Origin of the sequence: Saliphagus infecundisoli (assembly GCF_020177375.1) — an archaeon.
Lineage (GTDB): Archaea > Halobacteriota > Halobacteria > Halobacteriales > Natrialbaceae > Saliphagus > Saliphagus infecundisoli.
The window spans coordinates 16656-33166 of the sequence record NZ_JAIWHV010000034.1 but is presented as its reverse complement, the minus strand read 5'-3'; the positions used below and the strand labels follow the sequence as shown (position 1 = coordinate 33166).

Annotated in this window: 16 protein-coding genes and 2 pseudogenes; 9 read left to right on the top strand and 9 right to left on the bottom strand. The window is 56.1% G+C overall.

What is annotated here, in order from left to right:
* The coding region (locus LCF40_RS20525) for an IS630 family transposase (RefSeq protein WP_224830016.1) at positions 1–330 on the top strand (330 nt) is incomplete at its 5' end.
* A 45-nt stretch (positions 331–375) separates the two neighbouring features.
* Positions 376–798 (top strand): TRAM domain-containing protein, encoded by a 423-nt coding sequence (locus tag LCF40_RS20520; RefSeq protein ID WP_224830018.1) that lies wholly within the window; start codon positions 376–378, stop codon positions 796–798.
* A gap of 68 nt (positions 799–866) precedes the next feature.
* Here LCF40_RS20520 and LCF40_RS20515 read toward each other — a convergent pair whose 3' ends face one another.
* Positions 867–1427: a TATA-box-binding protein gene (locus LCF40_RS20515; protein WP_224830015.1), complete on the bottom strand. Its 561-nt coding sequence runs from the start codon at positions 1425–1427 to the stop codon at positions 867–869.
* Between the two features lie 197 nt (positions 1428–1624).
* On the opposite strand from LCF40_RS20515, the gene LCF40_RS20510 reads away from it, so the two are divergent.
* Together LCF40_RS20510 and LCF40_RS20505 are read left to right on the top strand one after the other, a co-directional pair.
* The gene (locus LCF40_RS20510; RefSeq protein WP_224830017.1) at positions 1625–1921 is read left to right on the top strand and encodes a PadR family transcriptional regulator; all 297 of its coding nucleotides are present in this window, start codon (positions 1625–1627) and stop codon (positions 1919–1921) included.
* Positions 1922–2142: 221 nt separating this feature from the next.
* On the top strand, positions 2143–2502 hold the full coding sequence (locus LCF40_RS20505; RefSeq protein WP_224830014.1) for a winged helix-turn-helix domain-containing protein: 360 nt from the start codon (positions 2143–2145) through the stop codon (positions 2500–2502).
* Positions 2503–2584: 82 nt separating this feature from the next.
* On the opposite strand, the gene LCF40_RS20500 is transcribed toward LCF40_RS20505, so the two are convergent.
* Entirely contained in the window at positions 2585–3565 is a 981-nt protein-coding gene (locus LCF40_RS20500) for a DUF7983 family protein (protein ID WP_224830013.1), read from the bottom strand.
* A 237-nt stretch (positions 3566–3802) separates the two neighbouring features.
* Between LCF40_RS20500 and LCF40_RS20495 the strand changes: the two genes are divergently transcribed.
* Together LCF40_RS20495 and LCF40_RS20490 are read left to right on the top strand one after the other, a co-directional pair.
* Positions 3803–5092 carry a glycosyltransferase family 2 protein gene (locus tag LCF40_RS20495; protein WP_224830012.1) on the top strand — a complete coding sequence of 430 codons (1290 nt, stop codon included), beginning with the start codon at positions 3803–3805 and terminating at the stop codon, positions 5090–5092.
* A gap of 588 nt (positions 5093–5680) precedes the next feature.
* Positions 5681–6702, top strand: a protein-coding gene (locus tag LCF40_RS20490; protein ID WP_224830011.1) for an IS630 family transposase whose coding sequence is annotated in 2 segments (ribosomal slippage) — positions 5681–6185 and positions 6185–6702 — 1023 coding nt in all. Because the reading frame shifts where the segments join, the coding sequence is not laid out codon by codon here.
* A gap of 155 nt (positions 6703–6857) precedes the next feature.
* Here the strand turns inward: LCF40_RS20490 and LCF40_RS20485 are convergent.
* From LCF40_RS20485 to LCF40_RS20475, 4 genes and pseudogenes are all read right to left on the bottom strand, one after another.
* Positions 6858–7298: a DUF7979 domain-containing protein gene (locus LCF40_RS20485; RefSeq protein ID WP_224830010.1), complete on the bottom strand. Its 441-nt coding sequence runs from the start codon at positions 7296–7298 to the stop codon at positions 6858–6860.
* Positions 7299–7498: 200 nt separating this feature from the next.
* Positions 7499–7606, bottom strand: a pseudogene (locus tag LCF40_RS23875) (DUF1931 domain-containing protein); the annotation flags it as partial.
* Positions 7607–7900: 294 nt separating this feature from the next.
* Positions 7901–9433: a PQQ-dependent sugar dehydrogenase gene (locus tag LCF40_RS20480; protein ID WP_224830009.1), complete on the bottom strand. Its 1533-nt coding sequence runs from the start codon at positions 9431–9433 to the stop codon at positions 7901–7903.
* Between the two features lie 134 nt (positions 9434–9567).
* Positions 9568–9963, bottom strand: a pseudogene (locus tag LCF40_RS20475) (transposase); the annotation flags it as partial.
* 136 nt (positions 9964–10099) lie between these two features.
* Here LCF40_RS20475 and LCF40_RS20470 point away from each other — a divergent pair.
* Positions 10100–10390 (top strand): hypothetical protein, encoded by a 291-nt coding sequence (locus LCF40_RS20470; protein WP_224830008.1) that lies wholly within the window; start codon positions 10100–10102, stop codon positions 10388–10390.
* A 1234-nt stretch (positions 10391–11624) separates the two neighbouring features.
* On the opposite strand, the gene LCF40_RS20465 is transcribed toward LCF40_RS20470, so the two are convergent.
* Positions 11625–12044 carry a universal stress protein gene (locus tag LCF40_RS20465; protein WP_224830007.1) on the bottom strand — a complete coding sequence of 140 codons (420 nt, stop codon included), beginning with the start codon at positions 12042–12044 and terminating at the stop codon, positions 11625–11627.
* Between the two features lie 43 nt (positions 12045–12087).
* Positions 12088–13266: an inorganic phosphate transporter gene (locus tag LCF40_RS20460; RefSeq protein ID WP_224830006.1), complete on the bottom strand. Its 1179-nt coding sequence runs from the start codon at positions 13264–13266 to the stop codon at positions 12088–12090.
* Between the two features lie 209 nt (positions 13267–13475).
* Between LCF40_RS20460 and LCF40_RS20455 the strand changes: the two genes are divergently transcribed.
* A complete protein-coding gene (locus tag LCF40_RS20455; protein ID WP_224830005.1) occupies positions 13476–14870 on the top strand; it encodes a sodium:calcium antiporter in 1395 nt (464 codons plus the stop codon).
* Between the two features lie 49 nt (positions 14871–14919).
* Here the strand turns inward: LCF40_RS20455 and LCF40_RS20450 are convergent, their stop codons facing one another.
* The gene (locus tag LCF40_RS20450) at positions 14920–15807 is read right to left on the bottom strand and encodes a universal stress protein (RefSeq protein ID WP_224830004.1); all 888 of its coding nucleotides are present in this window, start codon (positions 15805–15807) and stop codon (positions 14920–14922) included.
* 170 nt (positions 15808–15977) lie between these two features.
* Between LCF40_RS20450 and LCF40_RS20445 the strand changes: the two genes are divergently transcribed.
* Positions 15978–16493 (top strand): SHOCT domain-containing protein, encoded by a 516-nt coding sequence (locus LCF40_RS20445; protein ID WP_224830003.1) that lies wholly within the window; start codon positions 15978–15980, stop codon positions 16491–16493.
* Positions 16494–16511 lie beyond the last annotated feature (18 nt).

The window sequence follows — 16511 nt, the reverse complement described above, 5'->3', positions numbered from 1 at the left end:
CCGTGCGAGGAGAACTTCAACAGCGATACGACAATCCGGTTGTTGGACGCTCTTCAGACAGAATTTGGCGAGAAAATCTGCGTCGTATTGGACAACGCGTCGTATTTCACGGCGAACGCAGTCCTAGAGTTCGTCGAGGATACGCCGATAGAACTGTGTTACCTGCCGCGGGGTTCACCGGAGCTGAACCCCGCGGAGGACTGCTGGAAGAAGCTCAATCAGGTACTCGGTAACCGCCTCTTCGACTCACTGGACGAACTTCAGGATGCCGCGCTCGCTGCACTCGACAGCATCAATCCGCCAAATATCTTTACGTATTTATGTCCGTAAGTATCAAGGAGCTGGTTGGATGATGGTAAAATAGAAGATTTCAGTATGGAGATACCTGAAGCGTTGCTCTGTTTGCTCAGTGCCGAGGTCGAGGCCGATGGCGACTCGTATCGAATCGAGATTCCTGCTCGAGAGGTCACGGATGGGGATCTCCAACCAGGAGAGGTCTATCAGGTCGCACTGCTTGCATCTGATTCTGATTCTGGCTCATCAGCCCGTGAGACGTCCGGGCAGTCATCCGAATCCAGTGGACGTAACCCACCGATTGCAGAGGGTGATCGTCGGATCGTCGATATCGACGATATTGGTAAGCGAGGAGATGGCATCGCCCGTGTCGAGCGGGGTTACGTCGTCATCGTCCCGGAGACTGAGATCGGCGACCGGGTCAAGATCGAAATCGAGAACGTCCAGGAAACGCTCGCCTTTGGCGAAGTCATCGAACACGTTGACCCCACCGTCCACGAGTGACTGATGCGGCTTCCAAGCTAGCGAATCTTCTCGGCTAGCGAGGAGTCCACCACTGAGGTTCACAGATGCTACTCGAGCAATCCGAGATCGTCTAATCGTGCGTGAACCGCAGTAATCGCATCCTCGGCATCGCTTGCTTGAGTTCCACCGGTGATGACGAGTTTCCCACTGCCGAACAGCAAGACGACGACGTCCAGTTCGTCGGCCCGATAGACGAGTCCGGGGAACTGTTCGGGTTCGTACTCGACGGCCTCCAATCCGAAGCCGATCGCGATTGCGTTGAGATTGAGTGACGTGCCGAGATCGCCACTCGTCACGATGTTCTGGACTGTGACGTCCGGCTCTTCTGGGACATCAAGACCCAATCGACGAAGTTTATCGAACGTCAGCCCGACTGCTGTCGTCAAGTCCTCGACTGATGAGGCCCCGGTACAGACGATCTTCCCTGAGCGGAAGATCAGTGACGCAGCCTTGGGATCGGTCGTTCGCGTGATGACGCCCGGGAACTGATCTGGCTCGAACGAGGCGCCGTCGAGATCGTCCGCAAGCGATTCGAGATCGAGTTCCTGGTCGATGCTAGTCGACCCGACAACGTTCTCCGTCGAAAGTGTGTGTAGAAGGTCTCCCATCCCTTTTGATAGGGCTGCCTGGCACCGATATATAATACTGCTGTTGTACGGTAACGGCGTTCCCGCTCGGTCTGCAAGATGTGGCTTGGTGATACACTCCGTTGTGGGAGATAGTCAGTTGAATTCAGTCGAATTTGCCTAATCTGACGGTCAAAATCGAGTGTATTTATTGGCAGGAGAACTGAGTCGCGAGTATGTTGGCTGATCTGACCGGGTTTCAGCGTGACCTCTTGTTCGTCCTCAGCGGGATGGGGACGCCGAGTGGAAGCGAACTCATGAGCGAGGTCGAACAATCGCAGGATCGACCGGTCCTCCATGGGCGCCTCTACTCGAACTTAGATGAACTCGTCGAGGCAGGATACATCGAGAAGGGGGAGCTCGACGGACGGACGAACTACTATGCACTCACCGATGAGGGGTACGAGAAGCTCCGGGCTCGCCACGAGTGGGAGCAGGAGCATCTCGAGGCACGGCCAGCTGCTGACGCCGAGTGACGAATACAGCCCTGTTGTCGTCCCTTGAACGATATCAAAATTCTCGTAGAGGGCCTCAGCTTTGGGTTGACCACTGGGGGCGAGCAAATTGACTCGAGGACGCGACTGGAAACACCAGTGCCCCGTAAAGTAGTCGTGACCGATCGAAGGGGAGTGGTGATGACTTTCCCTGATAGGGGAATGCCATAAGATATACATATTTCCGTATCTAAACTTCACTCATGAGACTCCGCCAGCCGACAGACTTCCTGATCCTGGAAGCACTCGAAGAGACGGGCCGAAACGTCGCAACCAACCTGCAATCACATACCGAGAAGAGTCGCAAGAACATCAACACGCGGCTGCCAGTGCTCGAAGACTACGGCCTCGTTCGGAAGATCGGGCCAGCAAAACGCTCGGGACTGTACGAAATCACTTCGGATGGGAAAGCTGCCCTGGTCTATCAAGATCAGTACGGCGAGGTCGACGATTTCGACGCATTGCTCGATGGCCCGACCCCAGAGCCGGACCAGTCCGGTGCGGCGGCCGAAACCGCGTTCGTTCGCGGAGACGGTGACGACCCTGAATCCGACGACGAGTAACTCCATTCGTAGCGTCGACCCCAGTGGAGTCCGCTATTCCTGGCTCGATATCGAGACGTGAGGTGCGTACACTGAGCGAGGGCTACGAGCGTGAGCCGACCTCCGTTCCCGGACTGAACTCGGTGAGGTCCTCGATCCGCTGTTCGAGTTCGTCGACTTCCTCGCGGAGGTCTTCGGCTTCAGGCTCGTCGCTCAATGCGAGTTGATCTTTCAGGCCTTGGAGCCGACTCTCTTTGGTCTCCTCGTCAACGTCGGCTTTGCGGACGTACTCTCGCTCGTCGATCTCGTAGACGGCCGAGTCGGACAGTTCGGTGACGTCGAGGGCTTCGTCGACTTTCTCTCGATCGACGGCCATGACACGCTCACGGGGAATACCCTCGTCTTCGAGGACGCGGAGCACTTCGCCGTCGTCTTTGAGCGAGCGATTTCGGCGGGTCGTCCGCTGGACCGAGCCATACTGGCCGTGGACCGGCTGGTCGTGGTGAAGGCGGTCGAGGAGGATCTCTCGGACCTCTGTGCGGAGGTCGCCTGCGTTGCGTTGGACGTCCGAGAGCAGCGTATAGAGGTTGATGAGCACTGGGGTGTCCCACTCGTCGAAGGTAGCGGGATCGTGGCGCTCGAGCGTATCGATCAGCAAGAGCATATCGGCGTAGACGTCGAGATCCGGTTCGCTTCGATCCCGGTCGTCATCACTTGATGGGGTGGCTCCGGTAATGAGCTGGGAGGTGGTCGGCTCGTCGGTTTCGGTGAGTGTCCCCGCTCGCGTGTCACACTCGTAGCGAGGATGGAGGCTCAGCACGGCAGCGTAGGGTTCGGCATCGGGCGGAAGACGCTGGAGTTGGAAGGTGCCGCCAGCGTCGGAGATTCGGTCTGCGAGGGTCGCGAACTGGTCGCGTTGGAGGGGCTCTGTGTCGCCTGTCTTGGTTTCCGTGATCACGATGCGGTGCTCTTGAACATTGGTGATCCTGAACTCGGTCTCCGTGAGTGGGGTGACGAGCGTCGCCTCGTCGTCGAGGGCGTCGCACTCGTCGAGGAGCGTATGCCAGCTCGTTCCAAACGGCATAGCGGAGGGTCGGTCTCGGGGACCAAAACATCTTACCCGTCCGGATGAGTGGACCATGTTCTACCCCTCGATGGTACCTCTCTTTCCGTTTGATGAGCGTCATCAGCTTTACTGTAAAGCGCGTCGTGGAAACAGGACGCCCCACCCTCGAGCGCGAGCCGAAAGGCGAGCGGTAGGGTGGGGAGGAAGTCACTGCCGAACGATAGATTGACAATAGGACGCCAGAAGTGTATCGTCATGACCGGGCCCGTCCGGAGCATCATCGAACGAACGGGCTATCTGGTAGCCGTCGTCGCGGTGCTGGCGTTTGGTGCGTACGAAGGGATCCAGCGGGAGGCGATTTCTCTCGATCTTTACTGGGTAATCGTTCGGATCATCGCTATTGATGCCATTACAGCGACGGTCGTCTTCTCGACGCTTGTGACGATGAGCGGGTTGCTGCTCACTCGTGAAGTCTATAGCGAACGCAATCGTGCTGAGCGCGTTCTGGAGGGGCCCCGCATCACTGCGATCGTCCCTGCCTACCAAGACGCTCCCGTAATCGGTGAGAGCGTCGAGACACTGCTTGCCTCAAACTATCTAAATCTCGATGTTTCTATTGTAGTGGAACCGGACGACGAACCAACGTTATCGGTCGCTCGCGAGTATAGTGAACACCCAGATGTCCAAGTATTGGTCAATCGGAATCCTGGTTCCAAGGCCGGCGCGATCAACGACGCTGTAGAACGTCTGGACACTGACTATTTCGCAGTATTCGACGCGGACGAGCGGATTGATCCGGAGTTCGTCTCCATTGCCGTTCACTATCTCACTAACGCTGACGTTGACGTTTTTCAGGCCCGGCGTGTCCCCCGCGTAACTGGGCCGGTTGAGGCGTTGGCCTATTGCGAGCGTCTGCTCTTTCACGCTGGCTACAAACTCGTCGAACCGCTAGGGTTCACCTATTGCCGGAGTTCCTCCTCAGCTTTCACTCGCGAAGCTTTCGAGGCAGTCGATGGATTAGACGATTTGTTGACGGAAGATCTTGACTTTGCCCACAAGTGCTTCAGGGCAGGCCTCTCCGTACACCAATCACGGAATATTACGAACGAGATGGAAGCACCGCACACTCTTTGGGATCTTTGGGGGCAGCGCAAGCGGTGGCGACTGGGCCATATCGAGGTCTTCCTCAAAGCGATTACGAGCGGATATGAGCGTGGTGGGCTTCGCGGCGCCCTATCGACGCTTCGAATCATTTCCAGTCTCGCGGCCAGCGTCTTCCTCGTTGCGCTCTCTGCGAAGGTCGTCCTACTACTCCTGCTTGAGCTCGAGTTGATCTTCTTGCTGCCATTCGTAGCGATCGGTCTAACAGTCACCCCCGTCCTTAAACACGATGTACGGCAAGGCCATGTCCTCGAGATATCACCCGCATTGGCCTTGGTTCCCCTTGTATACCCTGCTTTCGGACTGTTGACTATTCGGAGTGCGTTCGAGTACTTCCTCAGCTGGGACGGTGAATGGTACCGAGTCGAGAAAGTCGGTGCGTAGATGGTCACTCGAAGAGATACATAGCAACCTATTCTGGATGATTGCCTTCTAAATACGCACGCATAGAGGCCATAGTGCACTTGTTACCCGGATCGGCTGTACGTAACACGAGAATCATCCCGCCTGGCAGGAAAAAGACGACGTTTCACCCAGAAGTTGGACGCCTAGAACCTGACCCCACTTCTCTCATATCTCTACCTCGTCGCCAGAGACACGTAAAGCGAGAATCGGGCCCGATCTGAGTTATCCCACTCTTGGATTCGCATCTATATCTGTGGGTGACGCGGATACTGTCACTGCCGGCATGACTATTACCCAGGACGAGTGACACATGTCTGCACGGCCCGCTTGTCGGACAGACTCGCTCGAGGCCGTGCCGCTACCAGAGCACTTCATGGGCGGGACCCCCCTTCCCGCCCGCTCATGCTCTCTGCTGATCGCGAGCAGCGGCACCGCCGGTCTGCTCAGGGGGGCATATCATGACTTAGATAATCCGATCGTTATATTGAACGTGCGTATCTTGCACATCGGGCCCGACACTCATACTGTCGGCTAAAAATTCATGTATCTCCAGACACGAGGAACGGTATGGCGACGCTGGAGGACGTCTCCGTCGAAGACCTCCGCCAAATCTTGGCGGAGGTCGATGATGCCGACGCGGCAAAGCGGCTCATGGCCGCGATCACTTACAAGGAAATAGACGACCTCACACAGGCAGACGCTGCTGCTCTCTATGGGTTTTCGAGCAGTTGGGCCTCGAAATGGTTCACCCGACTCGAACGGCTCGCCGACGAGCCGTTCGAGGAAGTCGTCTACGATAACCCACGTTCGGGTCGACCAGCTGAGCTCTCGGACGAACAGCACGACCAGTTCGTTGAAGCACTTCATGACTCTCCCCAAGAAGCTGGGTTCGACGCACCCGCGTGGTCTGTCCCCATTGCCAGCGCGTACCTTCGTCAACAGTTCGACGTAGAGTACTGTGACCGCCATGTCCGTCGATTGATGTCTGAGGCCGGGCTGTCCTGGAAGACAGCCCGGCCGGAGTTCCACAAGTCCGACGAACGGGCCCAAGAAGCCTGGCAGGACGGCTTCAAAAAAAGCGCAACAACGTGGACGACGAATACACGATCCTCGCAATAGATCAAACGCGTCAGGTCCTCTCGACCCTGATTCATGCCTGGTTTCCCGAAGGAGAGCGCCCGTCACTGCCGGTGACGGGCGCGTGGGACAGCATCAAGCTGCTCGGTGCAGTCAGTGATACCAACGAGACGTTCTTTCTCCCGTGTGAAGAGAATTTCAACAGCGATACCACGATTCGGCTGTTGGACGCACTCCAGACCGAGTTCGGCGAGAAAATCTGCGTTGTCCTGGATAACGCCTCGTATTTCACAGCGAACAGGGTGCAGGAATTCGCCGAAGACACACCGATCGAATTGTGTTACCTCCCGCGGGGTTCACCGGAGCTGAACCCCGCGGAGGAGTGCTGGCGACAACTCGATCAAGCACTCGGCAACCGCCCGTTCGAAACACTAGACGACCTCCGTGATGCCGCACTTACCGCGCTTGACAGCATCGAGATACCAGATGTCTTCGCGTACTTGTGTCCGTGAGTATCAATGACAAGAACTGATGTGCGAAGTCAGAATCTGCGGGATCGTGACGCCCAACCGTGTGCAGACGCGTTCAAATCTCGCTTTAGAGCCTTCGTGCTCATGCTTATCCGCTAACTCTGGGAAAACCTACACAAACGGGGAGTACAGACGGGCTATGAAATCTCTGTGGACAGCATTCTCCGTCTTTCAATAAACTGCGTAAGGAAGAACAGCGCACCGCTAGCGACAGCTATGGCAATACCAAACCCAATCACAAGCGGCGTCAGCGTAGTGGGATCATGTACCATCTGGAATGTGTATATGTCGCCCTGATATCGAACAGCGTTGTTAGCGAAGGTAGTTAGCGTAGTACCTTCAACAGGTGCCGCTTGGCCCGTATTCAGCCGATCAAATACGGATTTCTCTGCCGACGAAAGATCAGCATACGGAACTGGCGAGTCAGTTGTGGATGACTCCACCTGATCCATTTGAACCATATACGGTGTTGACTGCGCCTCACCGTATGCAGCAGAACCAGTAATAGCGAGTCCAAGAACAAACAGACCAATAGCGCTCACGTACACTGCAGGCCGTAACCACGACCGAAGATCCATGCTGTTTTATATCACACACCTTTTGCATAAACCTGTTTATTCACTATTAATTACGGTTGATTTCATCAATATGCAAACACACTGTATTTAACGGCTGTTTCAGTCACACATTCGACTAAAAGAAGTCAGCTCGATGACTCCGGTCGACCGGTTTACAGATCGCAAGCCTGGACCGTTTTTCGGTCGGTGTCTTCGGCTCACTGGACGGTATCCTCGAGTAACTCCGCAACCTCCTGGTCGAGCGCATCGTAGAAGTCCGACGCAACGTTGTGGTTGTCGAGTTGGTCCTTCGCTGGCGATTGGATGATGAGCTCCGCCGTACGACGCTCACGAGTACATATCTATTTGAAACGGATCCTCTGGCTTGCAAGCGCCCAAAATTACGTATAGACGGTCCTTGGTTGTCGATTACGGACCTCGTCTTCGATTCAGATGCCCGACCCCCTCGCCCCAAGTGCGGAAGTCACGGCCATCGACAACGGCGAAGAGCAGTTCGTCCGCGACTTCGCCCATGCCTTGCATGACTGATGAGGGTGGACTCCTTCGATCTCGCAACCCGTGCCAGCCGTCGCGTGACCCGCTTGCTCGATCCTGACTTTGGCTCAGGACGCGGGTTCGTACAGTGTGAACGTATCGTCCTGCCCGATGGAGCCAACCCACAACAAACCATCCGGGCCCGCTTCGACGACGATTGGAATTCCGTCCGGTTCGATGATACTCGGCTCTGGGCGGAGAAACTCCGGCACGCATACGCCGTCCTCGCCCCGTCCGATCGGGACGAACGCTATCTTGTTGGCGAGTGCCACGACGATACCGTCCTCAGCGCCGAGCTTGTCCATCGTTTCGACGCCAGTCGACTGGACGCCATCCAGAATCCACAATGGATCCGTCACGTCTTCACCGGACGGACTTGAACCGAACGTGCCGTACTCGGGATAACCGAAGTCTGCGCCGTCGGTGATGTGGAGGAGTGACTCCCAGACTTTCGATCGCATCGACATCCCGTCGTTGTTCGCGCCGAACAGGTTGCCATCTTGGTCGAACGTGAGGTCGTAGACGTTCCGTAGTCCGGTGGCCACGATCTCGACGTTCGAGCCATCTGGATCGAAGGAAATCACGGTCCCGAGATACTCATGATTGGGATGGTCCGCATCGCTCGGCTCGTAGTTCTTCCCGTCAAACATCTCGGGGTACTTCCGCCCGCCAAGGTGTCCAATGGAGAGGTGCAGTCTTCCGTCTGGCCCGGTCTCGATCTGGTGAAGTGCGTGGTCGCTATTCACGACGGGGAGGTTCGAAAGGATCGTGCGCCGATTACTGAGTGAGCCGTCAGATTCGATATCAAAGGCGAGCACCTTGCCGTTCGACTCCTGTAACACGTTATATCCGTTCTCCGCATCGTACTTGCCGCTGGCCGCACTTCCATTGTCGACGGTATAAAGGGTGTCACCGGACACCTCGACGCCCTGGGGATACTGGATGTCGGAGGCGACCTTCGTGAAGTTGAGCGACTCCTGGTCGGACGAGGGCTGTTCAAATCTGAATATCCCCTCCTCAAGCGATGCCACGTACCCATAGCCTTGCTCGCTGAAGTCTAAGGCCGCGGGAAAGTAGGGCGCCTCGAACGTCGCACGCTGTCGGAACTCCGAAATCCCGTTTGCCCCGCCATTCCGTGATTGCAGGAACCCGTCCAACAACGTAAACCCGCCCGTGAAACCCGCCGTGGCGATTCCCAAGCTCACGCCGAACACCGATCGTCGTGTTCTCTCGATACCACTTTCGGCGGTCCCGATGGATCCGTTTCGAGCCATGAGACGCCGGACGCCGGCGGTCACTGCCGGAATGAGCCGCCGCAACAGGTAATCCATCGTGACGACACCGGCGACCATTGCCAGAAGGAGGTACGATCGTGCCGCGACCGGCCCATGAGTTAGCCCGCGGACGAGTGAATCAGTCACTCCCCCGAACTGAAACAGGAGCAGATACAGCCCCACGATTAACCCGGCCCCAACTTGTAAAATGCCGATGAGACTGTCGGATTGACGGCTGTGGTCAGCGGTGCCGTATGCCAGTAAGGAGACCGCCACCGCTGAGATATATGCTATAGCAACCGTATATATTCCATATGCGGCGGGCATATCAAAAGAAGCCGAGTAATCGGATTATTGTCAATTCTTCGCTTTGAATAGCGAATCTATCTGCCGTTGACGCCATCGTCGTATCGTGATGTTGGAGTGCGGATTCTGATATTATATTGCCAAAGGTGATACGCTCATTTCGATACATTGTAACACAGCAGTTTCTCGAACCAATCATCCGGTGAGTTAACTTTCAGGCGGAGGATGCTGAGATATTTCTGGAGATGGTGCTTCGGGACGCCCCTGAACTTCGCAAGCGACTGGCGAAGGAAGCTATCGCGGTTCTCGCGGGTGTTTGTGTGAGCGTCACCAATCACGTAGGTATTGGCGTGGGTGACGGCCGGACGACCGTCCACCGTCTCCGTCTCCTTGATGTCGTCGTAAATCGTGTAGTCGTCAGTGCAGAGGATCACACTTCCGTCGCCGTATTCAACGATGTCTTCGTCAACGTCTTTTAGATCTTCACAGACGAGAAACCGCACTCGGACGTCATCCCGATGGACGAGTGTCAATACGGGTGATTTGTTTGACAGACCTCATGGCATTCGGTAATCGCTCTGGGACCTGTTTCCTCCGCACGTAACACGAACTTCGAGGTGTAACACGGGCCCTCAGTCTTGAGTGCTGAGCCACCATCTCTATGTGTCATGAGTACAGTGAATCTGTATGTTCACCTTTGACACGAAGGAGGGAGACACAGTCGAAATAGAAGGTCCTGATCAGTGGCACCGGAACGATCTCTATGTTGAACACTCTGATGGAAGTGATGTCCATGGTATGATATTTCCTAGAGAAGGGAGTCAGCTTGAAATTAGTCGGTATATGATGAGAGACCCTCCGATGATATTCGAGATGAAACTAACCAAGGCAGATGAATCGACAACGAACCATTTGACTGGGTGCCGCTTTGGAAATTCAAACGGCCAATTCAAAGCGGATTTTGTCAACGTGAAATAGCACGAATAGCAATCGGTTCGTACTGGTTGGAGCGTTGCATCATTAGATATCGATATTGAAGTTCGTGTTATCGACTTGGGTCGTCCCTCCATCTAAGTTGCGCCCCTGCACGCGTAACCCCAGAATTTGTGTTGGATCACCAATCTCGAACTCTGTCCATCCCGACCACTTGTTCACACCAGCTGCTGTATTAGATACGTCTATGCCTAATGACTTCGAGGTGACCCCGTCGGACCACCTGATTTGTTTTGTCCCGTCGTCGGAGCCTCTGCCAACCCGAACAACGTGAGCGAACCAGATCTTATCGGGATCCGGAACGGGTGCTTCCGAAACCAATCCGATTTGACCGCGCTAAATGGATCAGTCCACGCCGACCCTTCCACCTCTGTTAGCTGTTCTTGTGAACTACCCCTCAAACCACAGACGATGAGTGGTATTTACACGGACGAGAAAATAGTTATTTCACCTTCCCGAAATTTTTTCTCCTCACACTCAGAACGAGATGCCATGGATCGTCGCCGTTTTCTCGCAACGATTGGGAGCAGCACACCCATTTTTCTTGCTGGATGCACGTCAATTGGGAGTTCTCCTGCAAACTCCTCAGAGGACGAGTCATTCCAGCGGCGCTCTGTGTCAGTTACCTCCACCGGCGAGATACCTGATTCTGTTTCTGTTTCACTGTCTGTTGAAGCGACCACAAGTCGGGTGACTCCTGATCAGACGGTCGCGTTTCGATTTACACTCACTAATGAAGCAGATACCGTCCAACAATTTGATGTTGGAAGCATTCCTGTCCCGAACCTACTCGTAGAATCGAGTGAGCCGCCTAACTACGTTCTTTTACAGCCATCCTCGTGGACGACAGATGATCGACGATCAGACTGTTGGGAGAATGCGGACCCCGACAATAATCCCTATCGGGTAGCTCGTGAGGAAAACCAAATAGAGCTCAAACCGAGCGAATCGTACTCAGGTGACGCCGCGCTGTGGGGAGGCGTAGAGGATGATGTCTGCTGGCCTGAGGGAGAGTTTACATTTGGAAATTCTGTGACTATTGATGGACAAACATTCACGTGGGGCTTCCAATTCGAAGTAACGAAACAGTAAGTCCCTACATCCGCCGATTGCTGTCAATGAATACAGTGGTTCTTCCTTGACCTACTCATCCTGTATGTAACGCCAGACCAGGGGATCTAGTCGGTGACATCTCACCACTACGGTGCATGCAGGAAATTCACCGAACGACAGTAACTGGAACGGGAGACCGACGAAAGACCGTCTCGGCAACATTCCCCATAAGGAGTCGATCAGCTAACGAGCCTCCATGTGGGCCGATCACAACGGTATCGAATCCCTCAGCCGCATTCAGAATCGCACGTGTCGGATGGCCTACTTGCACGTCCGTCGCAATTTCTCGATCGTACTCGTCGGCAATCGCTCGAGCGTCATCGAAAACGTCCGAGGCGTGTTCTTCGGCGGCTTGACCGATATCGTCCGCGAGTGCGAGACTGGCTGCTTCACCCCATAATGCCGACGGTTCGCCAACGACGTGGAAGACGGTAATCTCGGCATCCGGAAACGCCTCAAGCGCGTATCTGAGCGCGTGTTCGGCCATCTCGGACTTGTCCATTGGAACGAGGACACGGGAAATCATACCCTTATCTACGACGCACGCATGAATAAGCGTCCTGACGATACTACCCGACGAACGGGAACGCAACGAAAAACGCGTACGAGAGGCCGAGTGAGACCGTCGGTCCGATGATCCACATTGAAACGTATTTGATCACTGCCCGGGGATTGAACAGATCACTCGCCTCTCGAACTTCCCGAGGTTCCTCCTCGCCGATTTGGCGAACAGGCGTATTTGGGTCTGCAGTAAGCGCACCGGGTTCGATCTCGGCAGTTTCGTCTCCTCGGATGACGTCACGAACGTCACGGACTCTGACCGGCCGGGTCGCACGCCCCCAGCCGAGCCCGACGATCGTCATCACCATCGCCATGACGAGGCTGATCGGGATGCCGATGGCTGAGAGGGCGGTCGTGATCGTCGCGGCCGTCAGCATCACGATGAGCGCGGCGAGCAATGGAATGTCGCTGAGTTCGGTTCCAACTGACTCCATCGTCCGGCGGGCGATCGTGAAGCCGCCGACTCCGATCGCGACGGTCGCAATGGCAATCGCCGTGTTGACCTCCAACGCGCCGCTGCTGACAAGTGGTGCGACCGCGTTGGGAACGTTGCTTGCGCCGGCGCTGAACGCCATGTAACAGCCGATAATCAGAACGAGGACTGTAGTGAGGAGTTCCCTCCGGGTCGTGTTCGGACCAAGTGTGGGAGTCGGAACGGTTCCACGTCGGTCGAGGGCCAGCAGTGGGCCCTCCGAGGTGGTGATCTCGAATCGTCGGTTGAGCTCTGGGTAGAGGTAGCGACCGATCACGCCTCCGACCCAGAAGCCGATAATCGGCGTGACGACCCACCAGGAAACGATCCACCCGATCGTTTCGAAGTTGAGCGTTCCGGTCGCGAGTCCGAGCCCGGCGATCGAACCAACGGTTGTCATTGAAGTCGGCACGGGGACGCCGAAGACGTTCGCGATGAGAATCCCCAGCCCGATGAAAAAGAGCACGGCAACGCCCGATTCAAGCGAAATCGGGATCGTGATGATGTCTCCAGCTAGTGTGTCCATGACGTTCCGGCCGACTGTCCAGCCGCCCAGAAAGACGAAGAAGGTCATCAGCCCGGCAGCGAGCGTTTTCGAGATAATCCCAGCCCCGACTGCAGGTCCCCACGCGATCCCCGTGGAGGAGCCGCCGATATTCAATCCAACAAAGATCGACGCAACGATACCGACAACTAAGACCGTCGTAAGAGACATCCAATAAGGTATGGGAGAAGTAGTCGTAAGTATCTACCGACCCACGAAAATAATCCTCATAAGTTATAAATTACCCTGATCAGAACCGCAAAGCTCGTCAGGAATGTAGGAAGCCCTGTCCTCACGAAACGAGCGAGGAGAGTGAGGCAGGTCGCCCGTACTATCTCAGATCAAAAGAGATAGGATTAGGGGCACCACGAGGTCCCCTAATGTTGAATCGGTTCCGGCATCCCCTGGTCGCGGTCGCTTTCGCCTTCGTCTTGACCCTCCCGTGGATCGTCACGTTCGCTTCCTACGGTGGCTACATGACGGTCCATCCAGGCGAGAACATCGCGCCGTTAACGACGGTCATCGTCGCCGGGCTTGCCGTGCTCGGCGCGGCCTTCCTCCTGGCGTGGGGAGCTGAAACCGCCGAGAAAGACGTCCCACGGGCATTTGCTATCGCGGTGCTCGCAGTACTCGCGGTCGCGCCCGAATACGCCGTCGATGCGCTGTATGCGTGGAACGCCGGGGCATTGGAGGGGACTGCCGAGGGCATGGATAACGCCAATCTCGCGGTTGCCAACATGACCGGCGCGAACCGCATCCTGATCGGAATCGGCTGGGCGGCGATTGCACTGTTCACGGTGTATCGAGCGCGAACCCACACCGACCCCGCTGTCGAACGCCGCTCGGGCGTTCTCGCGGACGTGGTCACCCTCGACCGTGACCTCGCCGTTGAGATTACATTCCTGCTCGCCGCGACTCTGTTCGCCTTTCTGGTCCCGTTGAGTGGGGCCACGTTGAGTGGCGGCGGTCCCGTTGGTGGCATCGGTCTGCTTGACACGCTGGTCCTCGTTGGGCTGTATGTGATGTATCTCGCCATCATCATCCGTGGCGACGTTGACGAAGAGGAGGTGCACGTCGGCGTCCCTGCGTATCTTCAATCGTGGTCGAAGGGACCACGCATCGCCAGCGTCCTGTTCTTGTTCGCCTTTTCGGGTGTACTGATCTTTATCGCAGTGGAGCCGTTCGCCACCGGCCTCGAAGAACTGGGCCTCCAGTACGGCATTCCCGAGTTCTTCATGATCCAGTGGCTCGCGCCGCTTGCTTCTGAGAGCCCCGAGCTCATCGTCGTCGCCTATCTCGTCAATAAGGCACGCTCGACCGCCGGATTCAACGCTCTGATCTCCTCGAAACTCAATCAGTGGACACTGCTGATCGGAACGCTCGCGGTGGTCTACTCGATCGCTGCAGGCCATCTTGGAGGATTGCCGTTCGACCAGAAACAGATCGCCGAGATCTGGATCACCGCCGCCCAGAGCTTCTTCGCGATTGCACTCCTAACGAACTTCGAGATCAGCATGCGCGAGGCGGTCGGGCTGCTCGTCCTCTTCCTTTCACAGGTCGGCATCGAATTCGCCATTATCCAAACGGTCTCCGAACCGCAGGCGACGGCGCTCAGTATCGACGTATTGTACGCTTATACGGCCATCTATCTCATCATCGGAGCGTGGCTCTTTTACACCCGCCGTGAGGCCCTTCGGGATCTCCTCTCGCGAACCATGGGGAGTATCCGAAAGACCACTCGATCAGGTAGTGCGCAACCCGAACAGGCTGACTGAGTCCCAGCAGTCGATCTCCGCTGGACAGAATTCGGTGGTTTCCCGCCGGTCACTCGGTCGATGGGATGATTAGCACTGGTTTCTCGCTCTCACGGAGAGTTTGATCTGCGATGCTTCCGAGTAGTTGGCCGGTCAGGCCGGATTCGCCTTGTGAGGCCATCACGACGAGATCGATATCGTTCTCGACGGCATACTCGTCTATTTCTTCAGACGTCGTGCCTCGAACAACCGCTTTGTGGATATTCACATCAGTCGGTGTCTCTGTGGCTGTTTGGCCGCCATGCTCGATGTATTGATTGATAAAGTCGTGACCACGCTCCTCGAGTCGCTCGAAGAATTCCTCGGAGCCGCCGCCCGCACTGAAGATGCCTTCAAACCGCGGGTCGATGACGTTGAGGACGTGAAGCGTTGCGTCGTGGTGCTTGGCGATATCCGTGCTGTATGGTGCTGCCTGTTCGGCGGTCTCGCTGCCGTCCGTCGGAGCGAGAATGCGATCAAACCTGCTGTCATCACCACTGACGGGCTCGCCGCTCGGGACAACCAGCACGGGGACATCAGTATTACGGAGGACCCGGTCAGTGACGCTTCCAAGGACCTGCTCACTGATGCCTGACCGGCCTTGGCGCCCCATAACGATGAGATCTGCGTTCGACTCGTTCGCTTGATTGACGATGACCTCTGGTGGTTTCCCCTCGATGGCATGCGTCTCACCGGTGACGCCGACGTCGGTAGCTCTCTCGGAGATGCCTGTGAGGATGTCGTCGGTGCCCTGATGATCCTGATTTCTGTTTTCTGTACTGGTCGTCGAGGAAGCGTCTTCGACGGCGTGAACCACATCGATGTCGGCGCCATACGCTGTCGCGAACGCAAGGCCGACCATTGCAGCCCGTCGCGAATGGTCGCTCTCGTCCACTGCGATCAGAACCCGGTCGAACATAGTACTCCGTGAGTCGTACTCACGGACCACAGGTGTACCTGTTCGTTGCATGGCTCGATGGGTCGTAACCCAGAACTCATCCTATGCCTACTCTGACGGGTGAGTTATCGAGAGACTCGTTGGCTGATCAGGTCCGTACACTTAATCCCTCTTCGTCCCAACCCTCAGATATGGTAGCTCGCCACTGGCTGTACTTCGGTGGCTTTGTCGTAACAGCGATTGCGATCGTCGGCGCAGGGTTGATGGGAGTCTTCGAAGGACTCTCCGTCCTTTCTGGTGGTGTCCCTGGGAGCGAGGAACTGGCGGTCCTGACCATGCTTAGTGCAGCCGCAGAGTGGATTGTAATCGTGCTCGTGCTCGGACTGATCGCACTGGTGTTTCTGACTGCCGCCATCGTCTCGATCCTCCGAAACGCATCGCTTCCGCGTGACGATCGCCTCGTCACTCTCGTTACAGAACTTGAACGCCATTTCCCGCTGCTCCGGCGATTCGATGTATCCGCAGTGGTCGAACCAACGACTGAAGATCGAAAACGAGAACTCCGAGAGCAATACGTGACGGGCGAAATTAGCGAGTCCACATTCGAACAGAAGTTGGCTGAACTGATGGATGAGACACCTTCAGAGCGAGGAACGCAGGCAGAATCCCAGGTTAGTGTCACTACTGAGGACCGCTCACGGAAATAAAATCTCAGCTCTAGGTAC

Coding starts and splice junctions, on each gene's coding strand:
- LCF40_RS20485 (WP_224830010.1), bottom strand. CDS start 7,298: ATGGATCTTCGGTCGTGGTTACGGCCTGCAGTGTACGTGAGCGCTATT.
- LCF40_RS20480 (WP_224830009.1), bottom strand. CDS start 9,433: ATGCCCGCCGCATATGGAATATATACGGTTGCTATAGCATATATCTCA.
- LCF40_RS20465 (WP_224830007.1), bottom strand. CDS start 12,044: ATGATTTCCCGTGTCCTCGTTCCAATGGACAAGTCCGAGATGGCCGAA.
- LCF40_RS20495 (WP_224830012.1), top strand. CDS start 3,803: ATGACCGGGCCCGTCCGGAGCATCATCGAACGAACGGGCTATCTGGTA.
- LCF40_RS20505 (WP_224830014.1), top strand. CDS start 2,143: ATGAGACTCCGCCAGCCGACAGACTTCCTGATCCTGGAAGCACTCGAA.
- LCF40_RS20470 (WP_224830008.1), top strand. CDS start 10,100: ATGTTCACCTTTGACACGAAGGAGGGAGACACAGTCGAAATAGAAGGT.
- LCF40_RS20455 (WP_224830005.1), top strand. CDS start 13,476: ATGTTGAATCGGTTCCGGCATCCCCTGGTCGCGGTCGCTTTCGCCTTC.
- LCF40_RS20445 (WP_224830003.1), top strand. CDS start 15,978: ATGGTAGCTCGCCACTGGCTGTACTTCGGTGGCTTTGTCGTAACAGCG.
- LCF40_RS20520 (WP_224830018.1), top strand. CDS start 376: ATGGAGATACCTGAAGCGTTGCTCTGTTTGCTCAGTGCCGAGGTCGAG.
- LCF40_RS20450 (WP_224830004.1), bottom strand. CDS start 15,807: ATGTTCGACCGGGTTCTGATCGCAGTGGACGAGAGCGACCATTCGCGA.
- LCF40_RS20460 (WP_224830006.1), bottom strand. CDS start 13,266: ATGTCTCTTACGACGGTCTTAGTTGTCGGTATCGTTGCGTCGATCTTT.
- LCF40_RS20500 (WP_224830013.1), bottom strand. CDS start 3,565: ATGCCGTTTGGAACGAGCTGGCATACGCTCCTCGACGAGTGCGACGCC.
- LCF40_RS20515 (WP_224830015.1), bottom strand. CDS start 1,427: ATGGGAGACCTTCTACACACACTTTCGACGGAGAACGTTGTCGGGTCG.